At 64.1% G+C, this 19332-nt stretch carries 18 protein-coding genes and 2 tRNA genes; 12 read left to right on the forward strand and 8 right to left on the reverse strand.

Annotation, left to right across the window (positions count from 1 at the left end):
- Position 1: 1 nt before the first annotated feature.
- Positions 2-793, reverse strand: a complete 792-nt coding sequence (locus AC3WMU_RS00305) for an RNA methyltransferase (protein ID WP_085946950.1) — start codon at positions 791-793, stop codon at positions 2-4.
- Between the two features lie 131 nt (positions 794-924).
- Between AC3WMU_RS00305 and AC3WMU_RS00310 the strand changes: the two genes are divergently transcribed.
- The 3 genes from AC3WMU_RS00310 to AC3WMU_RS00320 all read left to right on the forward strand — a co-directional run bounded on the left by AC3WMU_RS00310 (position 925) and on the right by AC3WMU_RS00320 (position 4332).
- Positions 925-1710 (forward strand): inositol monophosphatase family protein, encoded by a 786-nt coding sequence (locus AC3WMU_RS00310; protein WP_006225503.1) that lies wholly within the window; start codon positions 925-927, stop codon positions 1708-1710.
- Positions 1711-1863: 153 nt separating this feature from the next.
- Positions 1864-3450, forward strand: a complete 1587-nt coding sequence (locus AC3WMU_RS00315) for a TerC family protein (protein WP_006225504.1) — start codon at positions 1864-1866, stop codon at positions 3448-3450.
- Positions 3451-3468: 18 nt separating this feature from the next.
- The gene (locus tag AC3WMU_RS00320) at positions 3469-4332 is read left to right on the forward strand and encodes an undecaprenyl-diphosphate phosphatase (RefSeq protein ID WP_315136169.1); all 864 of its coding nucleotides are present in this window, start codon (positions 3469-3471) and stop codon (positions 4330-4332) included.
- A gap of 84 nt (positions 4333-4416) precedes the next feature.
- Here the strand turns inward: AC3WMU_RS00320 and AC3WMU_RS00325 are convergent, their stop codons facing one another.
- The 3 genes from AC3WMU_RS00325 to AC3WMU_RS00335 all read right to left on the reverse strand — a co-directional run bounded on the left by AC3WMU_RS00325 (position 4417) and on the right by AC3WMU_RS00335 (position 6504).
- Positions 4417-5184, reverse strand: a complete 768-nt coding sequence (locus tag AC3WMU_RS00325) for a UDP-2,3-diacylglucosamine diphosphatase (protein WP_280026814.1) — start codon at positions 5182-5184, stop codon at positions 4417-4419.
- On the reverse strand, positions 5177-5686 hold the full coding sequence (locus AC3WMU_RS00330; protein WP_006225507.1) for a peptidylprolyl isomerase: 510 nt from the start codon (positions 5684-5686) through the stop codon (positions 5177-5179). Before AC3WMU_RS00330 ends, AC3WMU_RS00325 begins: the two co-directional genes overlap by 8 nt.
- 134 nt (positions 5687-5820) lie before the next feature.
- A complete protein-coding gene (locus AC3WMU_RS00335) occupies positions 5821-6504 on the reverse strand; it encodes a tetratricopeptide repeat protein (RefSeq protein WP_035213448.1) in 684 nt (227 codons plus the stop codon).
- Positions 6505-6811: 307 nt separating this feature from the next.
- Here AC3WMU_RS00335 and cysS point away from each other — a divergent pair, with 307 nt between their 5' ends.
- From cysS to AC3WMU_RS00365, 6 genes are all read left to right on the forward strand, one after another.
- On the forward strand, positions 6812-8266 hold the full coding sequence (gene cysS / locus AC3WMU_RS00340) for a cysteine--tRNA ligase (protein WP_492281632.1): 1455 nt from the start codon (positions 6812-6814) through the stop codon (positions 8264-8266).
- A 20-nt stretch (positions 8267-8286) separates the two neighbouring features.
- The gene (locus tag AC3WMU_RS00345) at positions 8287-8931 is read left to right on the forward strand and encodes a DNA-3-methyladenine glycosylase family protein (RefSeq protein ID WP_006225511.1); all 645 of its coding nucleotides are present in this window, start codon (positions 8287-8289) and stop codon (positions 8929-8931) included.
- Positions 8932-8967: 36 nt separating this feature from the next.
- A complete protein-coding gene (locus AC3WMU_RS00350) occupies positions 8968-9933 on the forward strand; it encodes an acetyl-CoA carboxylase carboxyltransferase subunit alpha (protein WP_006225512.1) in 966 nt (321 codons plus the stop codon).
- A gap of 150 nt (positions 9934-10083) precedes the next feature.
- Entirely contained in the window at positions 10084-11079 is a 996-nt protein-coding gene (gene tilS / locus AC3WMU_RS00355; protein ID WP_424624542.1) for a tRNA lysidine(34) synthetase TilS, read from the forward strand.
- A 146-nt stretch (positions 11080-11225) separates the two neighbouring features.
- Entirely contained in the window at positions 11226-12491 is a 1266-nt protein-coding gene (locus AC3WMU_RS00360; protein ID WP_006225514.1) for an aspartate kinase, read from the forward strand.
- An 89-nt stretch (positions 12492-12580) separates the two neighbouring features.
- Positions 12581-12673: transfer RNA gene (locus tag AC3WMU_RS00365), tRNA-Ser, on the forward strand.
- 126 nt (positions 12674-12799) lie between these two features.
- Here the strand turns inward: AC3WMU_RS00365 and AC3WMU_RS00370 are convergent.
- The 3 genes from AC3WMU_RS00370 to mnmH all read right to left on the reverse strand — a co-directional run bounded on the left by AC3WMU_RS00370 (position 12800) and on the right by mnmH (position 15772).
- Positions 12800-13237 (reverse strand): GNAT family N-acetyltransferase, encoded by a 438-nt coding sequence (locus AC3WMU_RS00370; protein ID WP_280026812.1) that lies wholly within the window; start codon positions 13235-13237, stop codon positions 12800-12802.
- 85 nt (positions 13238-13322) lie between these two features.
- Complete coding sequence (locus tag AC3WMU_RS00375) at positions 13323-14558, reverse strand: tetratricopeptide repeat protein (protein ID WP_424624385.1); 1236 nt, start codon at positions 14556-14558, stop codon at positions 13323-13325.
- Positions 14559-14707: 149 nt separating this feature from the next.
- The gene (gene mnmH / locus AC3WMU_RS00380) at positions 14708-15772 is read right to left on the reverse strand and encodes a tRNA 2-selenouridine(34) synthase MnmH (RefSeq protein WP_280026810.1); all 1065 of its coding nucleotides are present in this window, start codon (positions 15770-15772) and stop codon (positions 14708-14710) included.
- Positions 15773-15880: 108 nt separating this feature from the next.
- Here mnmH and AC3WMU_RS00385 point away from each other — a divergent pair, with 108 nt between their 5' ends.
- Complete coding sequence (locus AC3WMU_RS00385) at positions 15881-16399, forward strand: DUF2199 domain-containing protein (RefSeq protein WP_492281633.1); 519 nt, start codon at positions 15881-15883, stop codon at positions 16397-16399.
- Between the two features lie 8 nt (positions 16400-16407).
- Positions 16408-17211: an ankyrin repeat domain-containing protein gene (locus AC3WMU_RS00390; protein WP_492281634.1), complete on the forward strand. Its 804-nt coding sequence runs from the start codon at positions 16408-16410 to the stop codon at positions 17209-17211.
- A gap of 40 nt (positions 17212-17251) precedes the next feature.
- Here the strand turns inward: AC3WMU_RS00390 and acpA are convergent, their stop codons facing one another.
- Positions 17252-18988: an acid phosphatase gene (gene acpA / locus AC3WMU_RS00395; RefSeq protein ID WP_492281635.1), complete on the reverse strand. Its 1737-nt coding sequence runs from the start codon at positions 18986-18988 to the stop codon at positions 17252-17254.
- 264 nt (positions 18989-19252) lie between these two features.
- On the opposite strand from acpA, the gene AC3WMU_RS00400 reads away from it, so the two are divergent.
- Positions 19253-19329: transfer RNA gene (locus tag AC3WMU_RS00400), tRNA-Arg, on the forward strand.
- Positions 19330-19332: the final 3 nt, after the last annotated feature.

Consider the following 19332-nt stretch of genomic DNA (forward strand, 5'->3'; position numbering starts at 1 on the left):
CCTATTTTTTTGCGCCGCCGTTGCGCTTCGCGGTGGCCAGCATCGCGGTGCAGACGCCGCGCATCATGTCCACCTCGTCGCGGGTCAGCGCCGGGCGCGAAAACAGATGGCGCATGCGCGGCATCAGCTTCTTGGGGTGCGCCGGGTCCAGGAATTGGACGCCGATCAACGCTTCTTCCCAGTGGGCCAGGAACGCCTGCACCGCTTCGCTGGAGGCCGGCTCGGCACCGCGCGCGGGTTCCTGGGCGGTGGAGGCGGGCAGCAGCGCCGCGCCCTGGTCCACCAGCAAGGCGTAACGCAGTTCCCAGGCGGCCAGTTGCAGGGCTTGGGCGACGTTCAGCGAGCTGTACTCGGGGTTGGCGGGGATATGGCAGATGCGGTGGCACAACGCGATCTGGGCGTTGGTCAGCCCGGCGCGCTCCGTGCCCAGCACGATGGCGGCTACGCCCTCTGCGGTATCCCCCAGATGGGCGCAGGCCAGATCGGCGGCCTGGCGGATGTCGCAGGGCGGGGGGCCCAGGTCGCGCACCCGGGCGGTCAGGGCGAACGCCATCGTAACGGGGGCCAGGGCGGCTTCCAGCGACGGATAGATGCGCGCGTTTTCCAGCACGTCGAGCGCGCCGCTGGCAAGCGCCACGGCTTCCGGCTGGCTTGTTACATCCGGGAATTTAGGCTCGACCAGCACCAGTTCCGAGAAGCCCATCGTCTTGATCGCACGGGCCGCCGAACCGACGTTTCCGGGGTGGCTGGGGTTCACCATAACGAAGCGAACACGTGAAAATGCTTGAGTCATTTAAAATGGCACGTTTGGCTTAGTGCCTTCCTGGTTTTTTGGGTCGATTTCCCCGGTTGGGGCAACGACGGACCCGGGGGGCGGCAAGTGGCCTACCATCACGCGAACCCACCGCATACGTACGGAATTTTATGCACCCGATGCTCAACATCGCCATCAAGGCGGCCCGGCGTGCCGGCACCATTATCAACCGTGCCAGCATGGATTTGGAACGACTCAGCGTGGCTCGCAAGGGGCCGCGCGATTATGTCACGGAAGTCGATCGCGCCGCCGAGGAGTCCATCGTCGAAACACTGCATGCCGCTTACCCGGACCATGCCGTGCTGGGCGAGGAATTCGGGCTGCAAGGTCCCGACCAGGCCGAATTCCAGTGGATCATCGATCCCCTGGACGGCACGACGAACTTCATCCACGGCCTGCCCAACTACGCCGTGTCGATCGCGCTGACGCAGCGCGGCCAGGTCACGCAAGCGGTCATCTATGACCCCTCGCGCAACGAACTGTTCACGGCCAGCCGTGGCAGCGGCACCTTCCTGAACGATCGCCGGGTGCGCGTCTCGGGCCGCACCCGCTACCACGAGGCGCTGCTGGGCGCCCACTGGCCCAGCGCCGGCGACCCCGAACAGGGCTCGCAGCGCTTCCGCCAGATGGCCGAAGGCGCGACGGGCGTGCGCCGCCTGGGCGCCACGGTCCTGGATCTGGCTTATGTCGCCTGCGGCCGCCTGGACGGCTTCTGCGGCGTGGGCCTGAAGCCCTGGGACCTGGCTGCCGGCAGCCTGATGGTCCTGGAAGCCGGCGGCCTGATCGCCGACTTCGACGGCGAACAAGGCTGGATGGATAGCGGCAATGTGCTGGCCGCCAGCCCGAAGATCTTCACGCAAATGCTGACGTCGCTGAACCCGCCGTCGGCCGCCTGATCCCGACACGGATCACGCAGTACGGAGCCGGCCTTCGGGCCGGTTTTTTTTTGGTCGCGCCGCTGCCCATCAGGCATACGGACGAGGCGTGTCACCGGCGTGTCATGGCATTTCCATGTACGATTACCGGTCGTGTAACTTCTGGAGCTCCTGATGGAGTGGCTGCTAGACCCCGCTGCGTGGGTCGGCTTGCTTACCCTGGTCGTCCTTGAGATCGTCCTGGGCATTGATAACCTGATTTTCATCGCCATCCTGGCGGACAAACTGCCTCCTGCGCAACGCGATCGCGCGCGCATCATGGGGTTGAGCCTGGCCCTCATCATGCGGCTTGGCCTCTTGTCCGTCATGTCGTGGCTGGTCACCTTGACCACCCCTCTGTTTTCCGTCGGTCCGCTGTCCCCCTCGGGACGCGACCTGATCCTGATGGTGGGTGGCCTCTTCCTGCTGTTCAAGGGCACGATGGAGCTCCACGAGCGCCTGGAGGGCGGGCAGCACGCCGGCTCGTCCGGGCCGCGCGTGTACGCGAGCTTCTGGGTCATCGTCACGCAGATCGTGGTGCTGGATGCGGTGTTCTCGCTGGACTCCGTGATCACCGCCGTGGGCATGGTGGATCACCTGGCCATCATGATGATCGCCGTCATCATCGCCATCGGCATCATGCTGCTGGCCTCCAAGCCCCTGACGCGCTTCGTCAATGCGCACCCGACCGTGGTGGTCCTGTGCCTGGGCTTCCTCTTGATGATCGGCTTTTCGCTGCTGGCTGAAGCCTTCGGTTTCAAGGTGCCCAAGGGGTACCTGTATGCCGCCATCGGTTTCTCGGTGGCCATCGAAGCGCTCAACCAGGTGGCGCGCCGCAACCTGCTGAAGCTGGACGCCCGCCGCCCCATGCGCGAACGCACGGCCTCGGCCGTGCTGCGCATGCTGGGCAAACGCCCGCCCGCCAGCGACGAGCCCGACCTGCCCAACGCGGACGGCCCGTCCATGCCGGCCTTCGGCGTCGAAGAACGCAACATGGTGAGCGGGGTGCTGACCCTGGCTGAACGTTCCATCCGCTCGATCATGACGCCGCGCACGGACGTGTCCTGGATCAACATCGACGATGATCCCGAACTGATCCGCCGCCAACTGACCGAGGCCCCGCACAGCTTCTTCCCGGTCTGCCGGGGATCGCTGGACGAGGTGCTGGGCATTGCCCGCGCCAAGGACCTGGTGGCCGACCTGATTACTGAAGGCCGGGTGCGCCGCAACCGCCTGCGTGACCCCATCATCGTGCACGAGGCCATCGGCATCCTGCGCCTGATGGACACGCTCAAGCGTTCGCGCGGCCAACTGGTGCTGGTGGCCGACGAGTTCGGCGCCATCGAAGGCCTGGTCACGCCCATCGACGTCTTCGAGGCGATCGCCGGTGAATTCCCCGACGAGGACGAACTGCCCGACATCGTCGCTGACGGCGACAACACCTGGAAGATCGACGGGGCGGCCGACCTGCACCATGTCGAGCAGGTGCTGGAAACCGAAGGCCTGGTCGACGAGGCTCAAGATTTTTCGACCCTGGCGGGCTATCTGCTGTCGCGCTTCGGGCATCTGCCCAAGCCGGGCGATGTCTGCGAGTACGAAATCCATCACCAGCATTTCCGGTTTGAAGTCCTGGAAATGGACGGCCGCCGCATCGCGCTGGTGCGCGTCGAGAAGCGGCCCCAGGAAATGCTCTCCGATGAAGCATCGCTTGCCAACGATTAACCGGAACTCCTACCTATCGTGACTGAAAACGCGCTCTATCTGATCAAGGCATTCATCCTGGGCATTCTGGAAGGCCTGACGGAATTCATCCCCGTGTCCAGTACGGGCCACCTCATCCTGGTCGGCGACTGGATCAATTTCCAGTCCGGCGACGGCAAGGTGTTCGAGGTGGTGATCCAGCTGGGCTCCATCCTGGCTGTGATGTGGGTGTTCCGCGCGCGGCTCTTGCAGCTGATCCGGGGCGCCTTGACCGGCGTGCCCAGCGAAGTGGCGTTCGCCCGCAACCTGATCATCGCCTTCCTGCCGGCTGCCGTGATTGGTGCGATCTTCATCAAGACGATCAAGTCGGTGTTCTACCATCCGGGCGTGGTGGTGGTGACTCTGGTGGTGGGTGGCCTGATCATGCTGTACGTCGAGCGCAGGACGCACCACACGCCGGGCGACCAACCGGGCGCGGCGGATGACACGGCCTCCGACGAACGGGCCTCCGCCTACACGCTGGAACAGATCACCTGGAAGCAGGCGCTGGGCGTGGGCGTGGCGCAGTGTTTTGCCATGATCCCGGGCACCTCGCGTTCGGGCGCCACCATCATCGGCGGCATGATCGCCGGCATCCAGCGCAAGACGGCCACCGAGTTCTCTTTCTTCCTGGCCATGCCCACGATGCTGGGCGCGGCCGTCTTCGACATGTACAAGAACTTCGGCGTGCTGACCCAGCACGACCTGTCCGGCATCGCCGTGGGTTTCATTGCCGCCTTCCTGAGCGCGATGGTGGTGGTGCGCGCCGTGCTGCGCTTCGTGGCCAACCACACCTACCGCGTGTTCGCCTGGTACCGCATCGTGTTCGGTGCGGTGGTGGCGGCCTGGATCTTCACCCGCTAAGCCTTCGGGCGGCAGGATAAAAAAGGGCCTCGCAATTGCGAAGCCCTTTTTGCATCGTGGGATCGGCTGCGCGCGGCATCCCTCCTACGTTTCCAGATCGTAGAACTCCAGGCCATCGCGGTCGATGATGAGCCAACCGCCCCGGGCCGGCGACACGTGGTCGCAATCCCAGTCGGGCAGCACCCAGCGCTCGCGCTTCTTGCCATCCACTTCCAGCACGTGGCGGGCAGGGCGGTGCGTGTGACCATGCACCAGCACGCGCACGCCGGTCTCGCGGAAGATGGCGTCGATAGCGGCGCCGTTGACGTCCATGATCTCCATGGACTTCGTCTGGTTGGCCGCTTGGCTTTCGCCACGGGCCTGCTGCGCCATCGCCAGGCGTTCCGGAATGGTCTTGGCCAGGAATTCGGCCTGCCAGCGCGGATCGCGGACCATCTTGCGAAACTGCTGGTACGCGGCGTCGTCCGTACAGAATTCGTCGCCGTGAGTCAGCAGTACCTGGCCGAAATCCGTTTCCAGCAGGGCGGGTTCGGGCAACAGCTTGGCGCCCACGGTGTTGGCCAGTTCTTCCCCGATCAGGAAGTCGCGATTGCCGCGGCCCAGCCAGACCGGGATGCGCGCGGCGGTTTCCCGCAGCGCCGTCAACACCGTGGCCAGCCACGGCGGCGCGGCGCGGATCACGTCGTCGCCGATCCAGGCATCGAAGATGTCGCCCGGCAGCAGCAGGGCGGCAGCTTCTTCTTGCGCCGCTTGCAAAAAGGCCAGGAAGGCCTCCGAGGTGGCCGGCGTGGCCGGCCCCAGGTGCAAGTCGGACGCCAGCCAGATCGGGCCGGGCAGGGCAATCTTATTCAAGAATTTCGGCCTTCTCGATGATCACGTCTTCGTTCGGCACGTTCTGGTGGAAGCCCTTGTTGCCGGTCTTCACGCCCTTGATCTTTTCGACCACGTCCGTGCCTTCGGTGATGGTGCCGAAGACCGCGTAGCCCCAGCCGTTCGGCGTGGGCGACGTGAAGTTCAGGAAGTCGTTGTTCGACACGTTGATGAAGAACTGCGCGGTTGCCGAGTGCGGGTCGCTGGTGCGGGCCATCGCCAGGGTGTACTTGTCGTTCTTCAAGCCATTGTTGGCTTCGTTTTCGATCGGGGCATGGGTCTGCTTTTGCTTCATGCCGGGTTCGAAACCGCCGCCCTGGATCATGAAGCCGTCGATCACGCGATGGAACACGGTGCCGTTGTAGAAGCCTTCCTTGACGTAGGTCAGGAAGTTTTCGACGGTCTTGGGCGCCTTGGCGGCGTCCAGGGTGATGACCATGTCGCCTTGGTTCGTGACGAGCTTGACGCGGGGATTGGTGCTCATGGCTTTTGTGCCTTCAGAGGTGGAGGTGGATGAAGTGGCTGCGGGAGCGGCGCTGACTACGGCCGGGGCAAATGCGGCCAGCGCGAACGAGCACGCCGTGAGGCGCAGCAGGTGGAAGGGGGAGTAACGGGACATCATTTGCCTTGTTTATCCTTCAGCATGGTTTCGACTTCGCGGGCTTTGTCCTGCATGCCCGGCACGCCGTCGCTGGCGGCCTTCTTGTAGGTTTGCAGGGCCTGCAGCAGTTGCAGGTCGCCCAGATTGGCTCGGGCAGCCGCATAGCCGGGGTCGGCGCGCAATGCCATTTGCAGGGCATCTTGCGCTTTTTCAAGTTCACCGCGGCTGGCATATAGAGCCGCCAGGTTGTTCCAAGGTTCCGGAAGCTCCGGGAAACGCGTGGTCATGTCGGTGTAGATGTCGATGGCCTCGTTCGTGCGGTTCAAGGCGGCCAGGGCGCGGGCGTGCTGGAACATCAGTTGCACGTCGGTGCCACGCTGGTCCTTGATCTCTGCTTCGCGTTTTTCGATCAGTGCCAGGGCTTCGTTGACGTCGCCGCGGTTCAGCAGCATTTCAATGCGCGAGGTGACCTGCGAAGGTGAGGGCGCAAGCCGCGTGTCGACACCGGGCTTGGCGGCTTCCAGCAGCTTGGCCAGGCCGTCCCAGCCGCCCTCGGGAGGAATCGGGTCCAGCGTGGTGCGGGTGGCATTGGGACTGGCACCCCCGCCGCCGGCCATCGACTGGGCAAGGGCGGCTCCAACCGGCGCGCCGGCGACAGCCAGGGCGAGCAGGGCGACATAAAAACGCGGCTTGATAGTCACGTGGGTATCCGTTAAAAGTCGTGGCCGGCTTGCACTTACGCGCGCGACCGGGCCGCTTGCTATACTTGACGACCGCCATTTTAGCCCCGGTTGAGTTTTTGGCTCGACATTGGGCGTAGGGCCAGGGTCTGGGACCCAGAGTGTGGGGCAAATGCTGAGCAAACGCCGACCCGCACTTGAAGGCCAGGCAAGACCAGTCGTCGGTATTCGATGATGATGGTATTGGCGGCAGGCTGCGAAGGTATTGTCCTTCGCAAGCAACTTTCCGAATCCGCCCCGGAAGCAATTAGACGAATCCTAAAGCGCCATGCTGCAAATCTACAACACGTTATCGCGTACCAAAGAACCGTTCAAACCGGCCCAGGCTGGTCAGGTGCGCATGTACGTGTGTGGCATGACCGTGTATGACTTCTGCCATCTTGGCCATGCCCGCATGCTGGTCTCGTTCGACGTCGTGCAGCGCTGGCTGCGCGCCAGCGGGCTGGCTGTCGATTACGTCCGCAACATCACGGACATTGACGACAAAATCATCCGCCGCGCCGTTGAAACCGGCCGCCGCATTGGCGAAGTCACCGAGTTCTACATCGCCGCCATGCACGCCGACGAGCAAGCGCTGGGCGTGGAGTCGCCCGACCGCGAACCGCGCGCCACCCAGTACGTGGGCGAGATGCTGGACATCATCGGCAAGCTCGAGAAGAACGGCTTGGCCTACCAGGCCGACGACGGCGACGTGAATTACGCCGTCCGCGGCTTTCCCGGCTACGGCAAGTTGTCCGGCAAGACGCTGGACGACCTGCGCGCCGGCGAGCGCGTGGCCGTGGGTTCGGCCAAGCGCGACCCGCTGGACTTCGTGCTGTGGAAATCGGCCAAGGCCGAGGAGCCCGACGACACCAAGTGGGAGTCGCCGTACGGCCTGGGCCGTCCGGGCTGGCACATCGAGTGCTCGGCCATGAGCAAGTCCCTGCTGGGCCTGCCCCTGGATATCCATGGCGGCGGTCCAGACCTGAAATTCCCGCACCACGAAAACGAGATCGCCCAGACCGAAGGCGCCTTTGGCGGCACGCTGGCCAATATCTGGATGCATTGCGGCCCGCTCATGGTCGATTCGGACAAGATGTCCAAGTCCCTGGGCAATTTCCGCACCATCCGCCAGACCATCGCCCAGGGCGACCCGGCTGCGGACGTGGCGTCCTACCCGGTCAACCCGCGTGAAGCGGAAATGGTGCGCTTCTTCATCGTGCGCAACCACTACCGCAGCCCGCAAAACTACACGCCCGACAACCTCGTCGACGCGCAGAACGCACTGGACCGCCTGTACCAGGCGCTACAGAACGTGGCGGCGGACGACCAGGGCATCGACTGGAACGAGCCGCAGGCCCAGGCCTTCAAGGCCGCCATGGACGACGACTTCAACAGTTCGGGCGCCATCGCAGCCCTGTTCGAGCTCGCTTCCGAGGCCAATCGCGGCAAGAGTGTGCGCAGCGCCGGCCAGTTGAAGGCGCTGGCCTCGCTGCTGGGCCTTTTGCAACAGGATCCGGCGACGTACTTCCAGTCGCCCACTCGCTATTCCGCGGCGGCCATCGAGCAAGGCCAGCGCGCCACGCTGGACGCCGACGCGATCCAGTCGCTGATCGACGCGCGTGCAGCCGCCAAGGCGGCCCGCAACTTCGCGGAAGCCGACCGCATCCGCGCCGAATTGCGCGATGCCGGCATTGAACTCGACGACAAGCCGGGTGGCTTGACGCAATGGCGCCGGGCGTGAGCCCAGTGGATACGCCCGATATGTCCACCGCCGATCTCGACATCCCCAAACCCGAATATTGGGAGGCCGCCGTCGCCCACCTGATGCGGCGCGACCGTATCCTGAAAAAGGTTATCCCCCAGCATCCGGAGGTCTGGCTGACCTCGCGCGGCACGCCGTTCGTGACGCTGGCGCGGGCGATCATCGGGCAACAGATCTCCACCAAGGCGGCCGACGCCGTCTGGACCAAGTTCATCGATGCCGTGGGCAAGCGCCCCACGCCGGTCGCCGTGCTGCGCGTGGGCGTGGACGGGCTGCGCAAGGCGGGCTTGTCCCAACGCAAGGCCGAATACGTGCTGGACCTGGCCGTGCATTTCGGCGAACGCCGCGTCCACCCTGAAAAGTGGGCGGCCATGGACGACGAGGCCGTTATTTCTGAATTGGTCGCCATCCGGGGCATCGGGCGCTGGACGGCGGAGATGTTTTTGATTTTCAATCTACAGCGGCCTGACGTCCTGCCGCTGGATGATCCCGGGTTGCTCAAGGCAATCTCGCTACACTATTTCAGTGGCGAGCCTGTCTCGCGCTTCGAGGCTCGCGAAGTCTCGCTGGCGTGGCAGCCCTGGCGTACCGTGGCAACCTGGTACTTATGGCGCAGTCTGGAACCGACACCGGTTCAATACTGATGCACACCAGGCAGCCCATCTACGGAACCACACTACATGCGCAATACATTTCTGGAATTTGAACAGCCGCTGGCCGAACTTGAAAACAAGATCGAGCAGCTGCGCTACGTGCAGGCCGATTCAGCGGTAGACATCTCCGACGAGATCGGACGTCTGCAGCAGAAGAGCCAGACCTTGGCCAAGGAAATCTACGCCAAGCTCACGCCGTGGCAGACGGCCCTTGTCGCCCGCCACCCCCAGCGCCCCTACACGCTGGACTACGTGCGCGAAATGTTCACCGACTTCCATGAACTGCACGGCGACCGCATGTACGCCGACGACCAGTCCATCATCGGCGGCCTCGCGCGCTTCAATGGCACCCCCTGCATGGTGATCGGCCATCAGAAAGGCCGCGACACCAAGGAACGCGCCGCCCGCAATTTCGGCATGCCGCGTCCTGAAGGCTATCGCAAGGCCCTGCGCCTGATGCGCCTGGCTGAAAAATTCGGCATCCCCGTGTTCACCTTCGTGGATACCCCGGGCGCCTATCCGGGCATCGGCGCCGAAGAGCGCGGCCAGTCCGAAGCCATCGGCCACAACCTGTACGCCATGGCTGAACTCAAGGTCCCCGTGATCTGCACGATCATCGGCGAAGGCGGTTCGGGCGGCGCCTTGGCTATTGCCGTGGGCAACGCCGTGCTGATGCTGCAGTACGCCACCTACGCCGTGATTTCGCCGGAAGGCTGCGCCTCCATCCTGTGGCGCAGCGCCGACAAGGCGCCTGACGCCGCCGAAGCGCTGGCTATCATCGCCCCGCGACTGAAGGACCTGGGCCTGGTGGACCGCGTGGTCAACGAACCCGTGGGCGGCGCACACCGTGACCCCCGCGTCATGGCGCGCCTGCTGCGCCGCGCATTGGGCGACGCCCTGCGCCAGTTGCAGGGCATGACGCCCGAGCAGCTCGTGGAACAGCGCGTCCAGCGCCTGCTGTCCTACGGCGCCTACCAGGAAGTGCGCGCGTAAGGCGGGCAGGGGCGTCGGCAAGCCAGCCGGCGCCGCGACCGCGCTACCCGCGCCATTCCCATGAACGTCCGGCCAACGCCCGACACGCCCGTACAGGCCGAGTCGGGCGTTGTGCATTCCGGCCCCCCTTTGCTGCCCGTGTCCGCGGAATTGGCCGCCGCGCTGCGCCAAGCCCTGCTGGCCTTGCCCGAGCGTCCCGCGCATCTCGCGCGTATCGCGGTCGCCGTCAGCGGCGGCGCGGATTCGGCCATGCTGGCGGTGCATGCGGCGGCCGTGGCCCGCGAGCTGGGCATCGGTCTGTCCTTGTTCCATGTGCATCATGGCTTGCAGGCCGCCGCCGATGCGTGGGGGCGCCAGGTGCATGCGCTGGGCAGCTTGCTGGGCGTGCGTGTCGCCGAGGCACGAGTGCAGGTCGAGCAAGCGGCCGGCAAGGGCATCGAAGCGGCGGCGCGCGACGCGCGTTACGCAGCGTTGGCCCAATTGGCCCATGCTGACGGAATTCGTCATGTGCTGCTGGCCCACCATCGCAACGACCAGGCCGAAACCGTGTTGCTGCGCTTGTTGCGTGGGACCGGGCTGGCAGGCATGGCGGCCATGTCGGCGGCCACGCAACGTGACGGCGTCTGGTACCTGCGGCCCTGGCTAGGGCAGGACCGCGCTACGGTCCTGCAGGCTGCGGCGGCTGTTGAGGCCGCCTGCGGCTGGCGGCCGGTGCAGGATCCGACCAATTCCGATCCCCGCTATACGCGCGCTGCGGTGCGCGAGTTGCTGGCGCCCGTGCTGGACGGCCGCTGGCCGGGGTGGCGGGGCATCGTTGCCCGGCATGCGGCGCACATGGCCGAAGCGGCCGAAATCCTGGGCGAGGTCGCCCGCGAGGATTTCGCCCGGCTGGACCCCAGCCCGGACGGCGCCAGTTTTTCGCTGCAAGCGTGGCGCGGATTGTCGGCGGCGCGCCAGGCGCAAGTGCTGCGCCACTGGCTGGCGCAGAATGGCGCCCGCATGCCCACCGACGCACGCATGCGCGACCTGCTGCGCCAGCTGCGCGAACTGCACAGCCTGGGCCATGACCGCCAGCTTCGTGTGGAGCAGGCGGGGCATGTGGTCCGATGCCATCGGGGACGGGTCTGGGTCGAGCCCAGAGGATAAAAACGGCTGCTTTGGAAAGAATCCGCAGAAAAATAGCCGCGTAATGAACATAAATTTCCTCAAACTGAGCAAATTTTTACCGCCGCGCTAGAATATATGGTTTTGCCCGCCACCACTTTGCGGCGGGTTCCCAGCCAGAGTACGAGATGTCCCTGATCGTTCACAAATATGGCGGTACTTCGATGGGCTCGGTCGAGCGCATCAGAAACGTGGCGCGTCGCGTCGCGAAGTGGCACGCCGCAGGCCACCAGGTTGTTGTTGTGCCGTCGGCAATGGCGGGCGAAACGAATCGCCTGCTTGGCCTGGCACGCGAAATTGCGCCCCAACCCGACGGCCGCGAGCTCGATATGATCGCCGCCACCGGCGAGCAGGCCAGCAGCGGCTTGCTGGCTATTGCGCTCCAGGCCGAAGGCGTGCCGGCGCGCAGCTATGCCGGTTGGCAAGTGCCCGTGCGTACGGATTCGTCCTTCACGAAAGCGCGCATCAGCTCCATCGACGACGCGCGCATCCGCGCCGACCTCGACGCTGGCCGCGTGGTCATCGTGACGGGCTTCCAGGGTATCGACCCGGAAGGCCACATCACGACGCTGGGCCGTGGTGGTTCGGATACCTCGGCCGTGGCCGTGGCCGCCGCCATCAAGGCCGACGAATGCCTGATCTACACCGACGTGGACGGCGTCTACACGACCGATCCGCGCGTGGTGCCCGAAGCGCGCCGCATGGCCGTCGTTTCCTTCGAGGAAATGCTGGAAATGGCGTCGCTGGGTTCCAAGGTCCTCCAGATCCGCTCGGTTGAATTCGCCGGCAAATACCGTGTACCGGTCCGGGTCCTGTCCTCGCTGACCGACCCGCTCATCCCGCTCGACGAAGAAATGGTCTCGGGCACGCTGATTACTTTTGAGGAAGACGAAAAAATGGAAGCCGCCGTTGTCTCCGGCATCGCCTTCAGCCGCGACGAAGCCAAAATCACCTTGCTGGCCGTGCCCGACAAACCGGGCATCGCTTTCTCTATCCTGGGTCCGGTCGCCGCCGCCAATATCGACGTCGACATGATCGTGCAGAACCAGTCCGTGGCTGGCACGACCGACTTCTCGTTCACCGTGAACCGCAACGAGTTTGCGCGTGCCGTGGACTTGCTCAAGCGCGAAGTGATCCCGGCCGTTGGCGCGGGCGAACTGTCCACCGACGAGAAGGTCGCCAAGGTCTCGATCGTGGGCATCGGCATGCGCTCGCACGTGGGCGTGGCCAGCTTGATGTTCCAGACGCTTTCGCAAGAAGGCATCAACATCCAGATGATCAGCACCAGCGAAATCAAGACGTCCGTCATCATCGACGACAAGTACATGGAATTGGGCGTGCGCGCGCTGCACAAGGCCTTCGGCCTGGATCAGACGCCGGGCGCCAAGGAATAAAGACAACGGTTCCGGCACGTTTTTTTGATCGATAGCCCGCTTCGCGGGAAATACTCCAAAAATTCGTGCTAGAATCTCGTTCTCTTTTCGGAGACGTGCCCGAGAGGCTGAAGGGGCTCCCCTGCTAAGGGAGTATGTGGCTAAAAACTGCATCGTGGGTTCGAATCCCACCGTCTCCGCCAGATAAGCTTTAGTACTGGCTTCTGGCCAGTGCTGAAGATAAAAACCCCGCAATCGCGAAAGTGATTGCGGGGTTTTTTCATGGGTTGAGGTTACTTGCTCGGTGACCGACCGTGGCCGCCTTTCCTTCAGGGCGCAAGCACCTTCTTCATCGAAGGCGCCGCATGCAGCTGATAGTTCTCGCGTTCGTAAAACGCAACGGCATCCGGCCGCGCATCGAGAAACACTGCCGTCATGCCACGAGCGCGCGCATCGCGTTCGGCGTAATCCATCAAGGCCCGGCCAGCGCCACTGCCGCGCACCGCCGTGTCTACGACGAGGTCGTCAACATGCAGGTGGGCTCCGCGCGCCAACGTGTGGACGGGCCGCATGCCCAGGACCCCGATGATCTTTCCGTCCAGAAAGGCCGCGACAAGCTCATAGCCTGAATGCGATTGGCGGCGCGCCCGTGCCAGGAATTCTGCTTCGTCCAGAGACCGCAGTTGAGCGATAACCGGGTGGGCATGCTTCCATTCGGCTGGGGTGAGCCGCCTGATCTCCAGCGTGGCGTGGCGAGATTCGGTCATGGTTGCCAAGATCCTTATGCGAAAGGTTGAGTGTCTTGCTGTTCCACCGGCGCCTTCACGTCAATACCTTCAGGACCACGTGTCTTTACAAGTCCAGGCACGCGAGTCGTTCACGCCAATCCGGAATGCGAAGGTTCAGCGCGTCGCGCAATCTGGCCGCCTGGATATCCGTAGCCAGGATGTGATCGTCCATGCCTACATGCGTGTCGCCGGCCGGCGCAGGATCGGGCCACGGCACGGCGTGCGGCGCCGGGAAGCAACGATCATGAACGAGGCAACTGGTGCGGACATAGCGCCAGACCTGGTCTCGCAGGAACCATTGATCGATGGTCCTGCTCGTCACGGCCGGTGGCGAATAGGTCTTCAACAAGCGTTCCATGTTGGGCAGGGCTCCGGCGATTCCACCCCACATTCCAGCAAGCATCAGATCCGTGTGCGTCCACCAATCTCTCATGACGTGGAACCAGCGGTCCGATGCAATCCATGCTTCTACAGCTGATCGTTCGCGTTGGCTCACAACCGAGTCGGCGTCACGCACAACGTATCGTCCTACATGCGGATCGTCGGCGACTTTGAAACGCCAGGTCAGGCGCTGGCGATCGCTTTGGCCTGCAGTTTCCATCCGTACATCGGCCCCCAGCATCGATAGCGCTTCGCGCACGCCAATCGGGACCGTGTTGTCGAGGTAGAAACGGACGCGCCAGCCCGGATACAACACCGGCGCTGCCAATGTGTTGTCGATCGCGCCGCGTAAGTAGCTTTTGCCTGAACCCCAAAGCGAAAAAGACAAGACCCCGTTCGAGTCTTTGCCGGTAGCGCGGAGCCAAGCTGACGGGCTTTCGGCCGGCACTTTCCAATTCGAAGGCGCTTCAGGCTGGCCATCATCCTTCAATTTCAGCGCTTGAGCGCCAGCTTGAGCGGCCTCATCGAGTCGGCCTTGAGCGCGACGCAAGGTGCACAGCGCGTCCCATGCGACCGTGTTGTGCGGTTGTATTTCGATTAATTCCGCAAGTCGATCGCCAGCGAATTCATACCGTTTCGTCTTAGTGAGGCAGATCGCCAGATTCAGCAATAACTGCGGATCTCGTGGATATCCAGCGCGGGCACCCTCCAGGATGCCCGCAGCTGCTTCAAAATCGCCTATCTCAAAGAGATAAAACGCGAATTGGAGAATGCTCCCTAACGGCTTTTGCGGACCTTGACGGTTCAAGTCTGCCAGGACGATGCTAATTGCGCCTTTCGCATCGCCTCGCGTCCAACTGTTATGAGCGAGGGCGCTCCAACCAGTGGGAAGGCCGCGACCCTTTTCAGATTTGGGCATGATTGCGTAGCTGGCGGCGCAACACGCGCCTCTGATTCTGGGGCCTATTTATATCACGCACTCCCGGGCATGTTCGCCACCTGAAAAAACCGTGGGGAGCTGGGCAGAAGCGTCTTTGTGAATGGCGGCGACGCGAAACGGTCAGCCCGTTATGGGTTGGGCTGTAAGGAATTAATCGCTGCCAGCAAGGCACGGGCTTGTTCCACCCCATCCGCGTCATTTGGCCGAAAAGCCATCCGTGTGGCTTGCGGCAATTGCGTGAAATGCGTGTGGCTGCTGCGGGCGTAGGCGGGGTCGTAGTGGCGGTCGATGAGTTCGCGGGCCAGCTCGATGCGCTGGCCTTCGTCCACCATCTTCAGCCAGCCGTTGATGACGTCGCGGCTGTGCAGGCCCAGCAGGCGTTGCAGTTGGGTTTTCAGCCAGTCCGGGTTTTCGAACAGCTGCGCGTAATCCTGCTGCAGGAAGGCGGCGCGGTCTTCGCGCGAGGAGATGACTTCGACGCAGGCGCCGCAGTGCATGGCCTGCAGCAGCGCGGGCGGCAGTGCGATCGATCCGATCTTGCGGCTTTCCGCTTCCACGTACACGGCTTGGCTGGCATCGAACTCCCGCAGGCGCGCGGCCAGCAGCGTGTCGAAGCGCTTTTGCGAGGGTTGTGCGATGCCGGGCAGGGCGCCCAGCAGCGATCCGCGGTGCGAAGCCAGCTGTTCCAGGTCTAGCGTTTGCGCACCAGCCTGAGCCAGCGCGTTGAGCAGCCGCGTCTTGCCGCTGCCGGTGGGGCCGACCAGCACCACGCAGCGCAGCGCGGCGGGTAACGTGTCCAGCGCCTGTAGTGTGGCGCCGCGATAGCTTTTGTAGCCGCCGTCCAGTTGGCGCGCGCGCCAGCCGATCATGTTGAACATGACGGTCATCGAGCCGGAGCGCTTGCCGCCGCGCCAGCAATAGACCAGCGGGCGCCATCCTTGCGGCCGGTCGGCGAAGGTGGTCTCCAGATGCCGCGCGATGTTGCGCGCCACGATGGCCGCGCCGGTGCGCGACGCTTCGAAGGGCGAGACCTGACGGTACAGGGTGCCGACCTGCACGCGTTCTTCGTTGCTGAGCACGGGCGCGTTGATCGCTCCGGGAATATGGTCGTCGGCGTATTCCAGCGGCGAGCGCACATCGATGATTTCGTCGAAATCTGCCAGCTTGTCCAAGCTGGCGAGCAGGTGTTTCACGTGAGGAGCCGTTTCGGGGATGCGATGGATGGGAAGAGGTTCCTAGGATAAAGCTTTCCCGCCGTGCCGGTTGCTATCATCTGCGCATTCTCCCTGCCTGTCCGGAATATGGAATTCTCATTCAAATGCGCCACGTGCGATCAGGTTCATCACGGCCTGCCCAGCTTTGGCGCCGATGCGCCTGAAAGCTATTACCGCCTTGCGCCGGAAGAACGCCAGCAGCGCGGCGACCTGGGCAGCGACGACTGCGTGATCGACGAGGAGCATTTCTTCGTGCGGGGCTGCATCGAGCTGCCCATCCATGGCCATCCCGAGCCCTTTGTGTGGGGCGTATGGGTGTCGGTCAGCCTGGCCAGCTTTGAAACCTGGGTACGCACTTTTGAGCTCTCTGAACGTGCTCAGACGCCGCCCCTGTTTGGCTGGTTGAATACGCAGTTGGCGCCTTATCCGGACACCTTGAGCCTGAAGACGCACGTGCACTTGCGCGATGGTGGGGTCAGGCCATCGATTGAACTGGAGCCGACCAACCACCCGCTTGCCGTCGAACAACGCGAAGGCATCACGGTAGAAAGGGTCGCGGAAATCTATGCAATGCTTGTGCACGGCGCGGGCGACGCGCAGACCTAGGAGCCGCCTTGAAACTCAGCAAAATATTCGACGCCGCCCGCAGCGGCGATGTGAAAGGGGTGCAGGCTTGCCTGGAGGCGGGCGCGGACCCGGCAACCGTGGACGCGTATGGATTCACGGCGTTGCAGCAAGCGGCGATGGGCGCCAACGACACGGAGATCTCCGAGAACCTGGCGGTGTTGAAGCTGCTGGTCGACGCCGGCAGCCCGTTGGAATTTCATCGTGAAGGGCGCACGGCGCTGTATCTGGCGGCCGAGTTCGCGCCCAGCACGGACGCGGTGCAATTGTTGATCGACGCGGGCGCCCGCGTGGATATCCGCGATGCCCATGGCAATCACATCACCGTGAACGCGATGATGCCCGAGGTGCAGGAGCTGCTGTCCGCGCTGACCGGCGTGGCGCTGGAAGTGCCGGAGCCGGAGCCCGAACCTGTCAAGCTCACTGCAGCGCAATGGCGCGACGCGCAGGCGCGGCTGGATGCGTTGTTTGCATCGTTGACGCAGGCGGGGCTGGTGGCCCTCCAGGATGCGGGCATGACGCAGTCCGATGGCTTTGCCGATTGCTCGGAGATCTTTCACGAGCGCGGCGGTGCAGCCGCCGGCCTGCACGGATTCTGCTTCTATACGCGCCAGGACCGCAACCGCGCCAAGAGGGAAGGGCGGCTGGAACTGGCGTTCTGGGGCGCGCCGGAAGGCGGGGATGCCGACATGGTGCGGGTAGGGGAACTGATCGTGCGCGCCGCGGAGGCGGCCGGGCTGCCCGCCGCATGGAACGGCAGCAGCGCCCGGCGGCCCACACTCACGCTTTTCTAGGTCGCCGAAGGCGGGCGGCGCACGCCGTCGGCAACCGCGCTCAGGCGCTGAACGTCAGCGTATTGGTCAAGTCGCCCATGGGGTGCTGACCGCGCGCCGACATCGCGTCGTCGCGTGCCTTCAGGCCTTCGAGCATCGGCAGGTCGAACACGCGCGTCGCCAGACGCAGGATCGAGCCGGTGTCGTACACCGTATGGTCGACGGTGCCCTTCTTGGCGAAGGGCGAGATCACCAGCGCGGGGATGCGGGTGCCCGGACCCCAGCGATCGCCCTGCGGGGGCGCCACGTGGTCCCACCAGCCGCCATTTTCGTCGACGGTGACCACCACCACCATGTTCTCCCACTGCGCGCTCTTGCGCAGGCTGTCGACGATGTGGGCGATATGGCGGTCGCCCGAGTCCACGTCCGCGTAGCCCGCATGCATGTTCAGGTTGCCTTGCGGCTTGTAGAACGTCAGCGCGGGCAGCTTGCCGGCTTCGGCGTCGGCCAGGAATTTGTTGGTGGACGACAAGTCGCCCAGTCCGCCATCGCGCAGGTGCGCGGTGCGCGCGGCGGTGCCGGGTGCGGTGCTCTTGAAATAGTTGAAGGGCTGGTGATGCGCCTGGAAATTAGGCGACGACGGAAAGCCCGTGTTGGCCGTGGAGTCCACGGCGGCTTGCCAGCCGCCCGCGTACCAGGCCCAGTCCAGCCCCTTGGCGGTCATCAGGTCGCCGATGTTGTTGTGGGTTTGCGGCACCATCGTTTGCGGATTGGTGGCGTCGGCCAGCGTCGGGTCGGTGGCGTCGCGGCTGAACGAAGGCCAGTAGGGCGGGGCCATGGTATTCACGCCGTAGCCGTCCGGCGTCAGCGCGCTGGCGCCGAATTGCGGAATGCCGGTCAGCGCGCTGGCGGGCGATGCGGGTTTGGGCTGCAGGCGCGGATCGGCGGGATCGGCGCTTTGCAGTTGTGCGATCTGGGTCTTGGCGACTGAGTCCGCCACATCGGGGTAGAAGGGCGGACGGCCCGCGACCAGATATTGATGGTTCAGGAACGAACCGCCGAATGCGCCCTGGAAGAAGTTGTCGCACAACACGAATTCCTGGGCAAGCGTCCACAGGCGCAGGTTGTAGGCGGAATCGCTGTAGTGGCCCATGACCAGCGCGCCGGAGTCGGCCCACGCGACGAAGCGGTCGTTCTTGCCGCCGTTGATCTGCATCTGGTTTTGATAGAACACGTGCCACAGGTCACGCGTGACGACGCCCTGGGGCAGCGGTTCACCCTGCGGTCCCAGCAGCACGAACGGCGCGTTGGGCAGATTGTTCATGTAGGGCGCGGCTTGATCCACCTGGTACGTGATGTGGTTGGCCTGTTGCGACGTGGGCACCATGCCGTTCCACACGGGTGGCAGGACGGACAGCGGCGTGCCGTCGCGGTCGTTCTGCGCGTAGTCAGCCGCGGTCAATGCGGACAGCGGTTTTTCCACGCCGGGGAAATTGGCGAACAAGTTGTTGAAGCTGCGGTTCTCGGCAAAGATCACGACCACCGTCTTCACGTTGGCACGCAACTTCTGGGTCAGATCCGGCGCGGGAGTGGGCGTCGGCGTGGGATCCGGCGTGGGCGTGGCGGGGCTGTCATCGTCGTCATCGCTTGAGCAACCGGACAAGGCGCCCATCGCTGCAGCGCTGGCGCCGAGCGCGGCGATGCCGGTCAGGAAGCCGCGGCGCGTGGGGCGTACGGGAGATTCCGCGTCCGTGGGAGCGGCGGACGGCGCGCCGGTGTTCTTTTCTTTGTCAGACATGAGGATGCACTCTTGAGCTTGCGGGTAACGTGGCGCACTGTCATTGCGCCACGGGATCGCCGGATGACAGCCGGCATCGTTAACGGCCGCTAGGCTAAAGAGCCAACGTTCTATCGGTGTGACTATCCGCTGTCAGAAAGCTGTACGCAGGGGAGGCAGGCAGCGGCAAGGAGGGCGCCGCGATGCGGATCGGTATGGAATATTCTCGCCCCTGACTTGCACGTTTTCTGAAACAACGCTATTATTCAAGGCTTGCTTTTTGATGCGCCCGTAGCTCAGCTGGATAGAGTACCTGGCTACGAACCAGGGGGTCGTAGGTTCGAATCCTGCCGGGCGCGCCAAGG

This window comes from Achromobacter sp. FW305-C-13 (genome assembly GCF_058783475.1).

Bases quoted from the DNA above. Each gene is read 5' to 3' on its own strand.
- AC3WMU_RS00385 (WP_492281633.1), top strand. From the start codon at position 15,881: ATGGAATTCTCATTCAAATGCGCCACGTGCGATCAGGTTCATCACGGC.
- AC3WMU_RS00360 (WP_006225514.1), top strand. From the start codon at position 11,226: ATGTCCCTGATCGTTCACAAATATGGCGGTACTTCGATGGGCTCGGTC.
- AC3WMU_RS00350 (WP_006225512.1), top strand. From the start codon at position 8,968: ATGCGCAATACATTTCTGGAATTTGAACAGCCGCTGGCCGAACTTGAA.
- acpA (WP_492281635.1), bottom strand. From the start codon at position 18,988: ATGTCTGACAAAGAAAAGAACACCGGCGCGCCGTCCGCCGCTCCCACG.
- AC3WMU_RS00315 (WP_006225504.1), top strand. From the start codon at position 1,864: ATGGAGTGGCTGCTAGACCCCGCTGCGTGGGTCGGCTTGCTTACCCTG.
- AC3WMU_RS00370 (WP_280026812.1), bottom strand. From the start codon at position 13,237: ATGACCGAATCTCGCCACGCCACGCTGGAGATCAGGCGGCTCACCCCA.
- AC3WMU_RS00375 (WP_424624385.1), bottom strand. From the start codon at position 14,558: ATGCCCAAATCTGAAAAGGGTCGCGGCCTTCCCACTGGTTGGAGCGCC.
- AC3WMU_RS00330 (WP_006225507.1), bottom strand. From the start codon at position 5,686: ATGAGCACCAATCCCCGCGTCAAGCTCGTCACGAACCAAGGCGACATG.
- AC3WMU_RS00310 (WP_006225503.1), top strand. From the start codon at position 925: ATGCACCCGATGCTCAACATCGCCATCAAGGCGGCCCGGCGTGCCGGC.
- AC3WMU_RS00345 (WP_006225511.1), top strand. From the start codon at position 8,287: ATGTCCACCGCCGATCTCGACATCCCCAAACCCGAATATTGGGAGGCC.
- cysS (WP_492281632.1), top strand. From the start codon at position 6,812: ATGCTGCAAATCTACAACACGTTATCGCGTACCAAAGAACCGTTCAAA.
- AC3WMU_RS00305 (WP_085946950.1), bottom strand. From the start codon at position 793: ATGACTCAAGCATTTTCACGTGTTCGCTTCGTTATGGTGAACCCCAGC.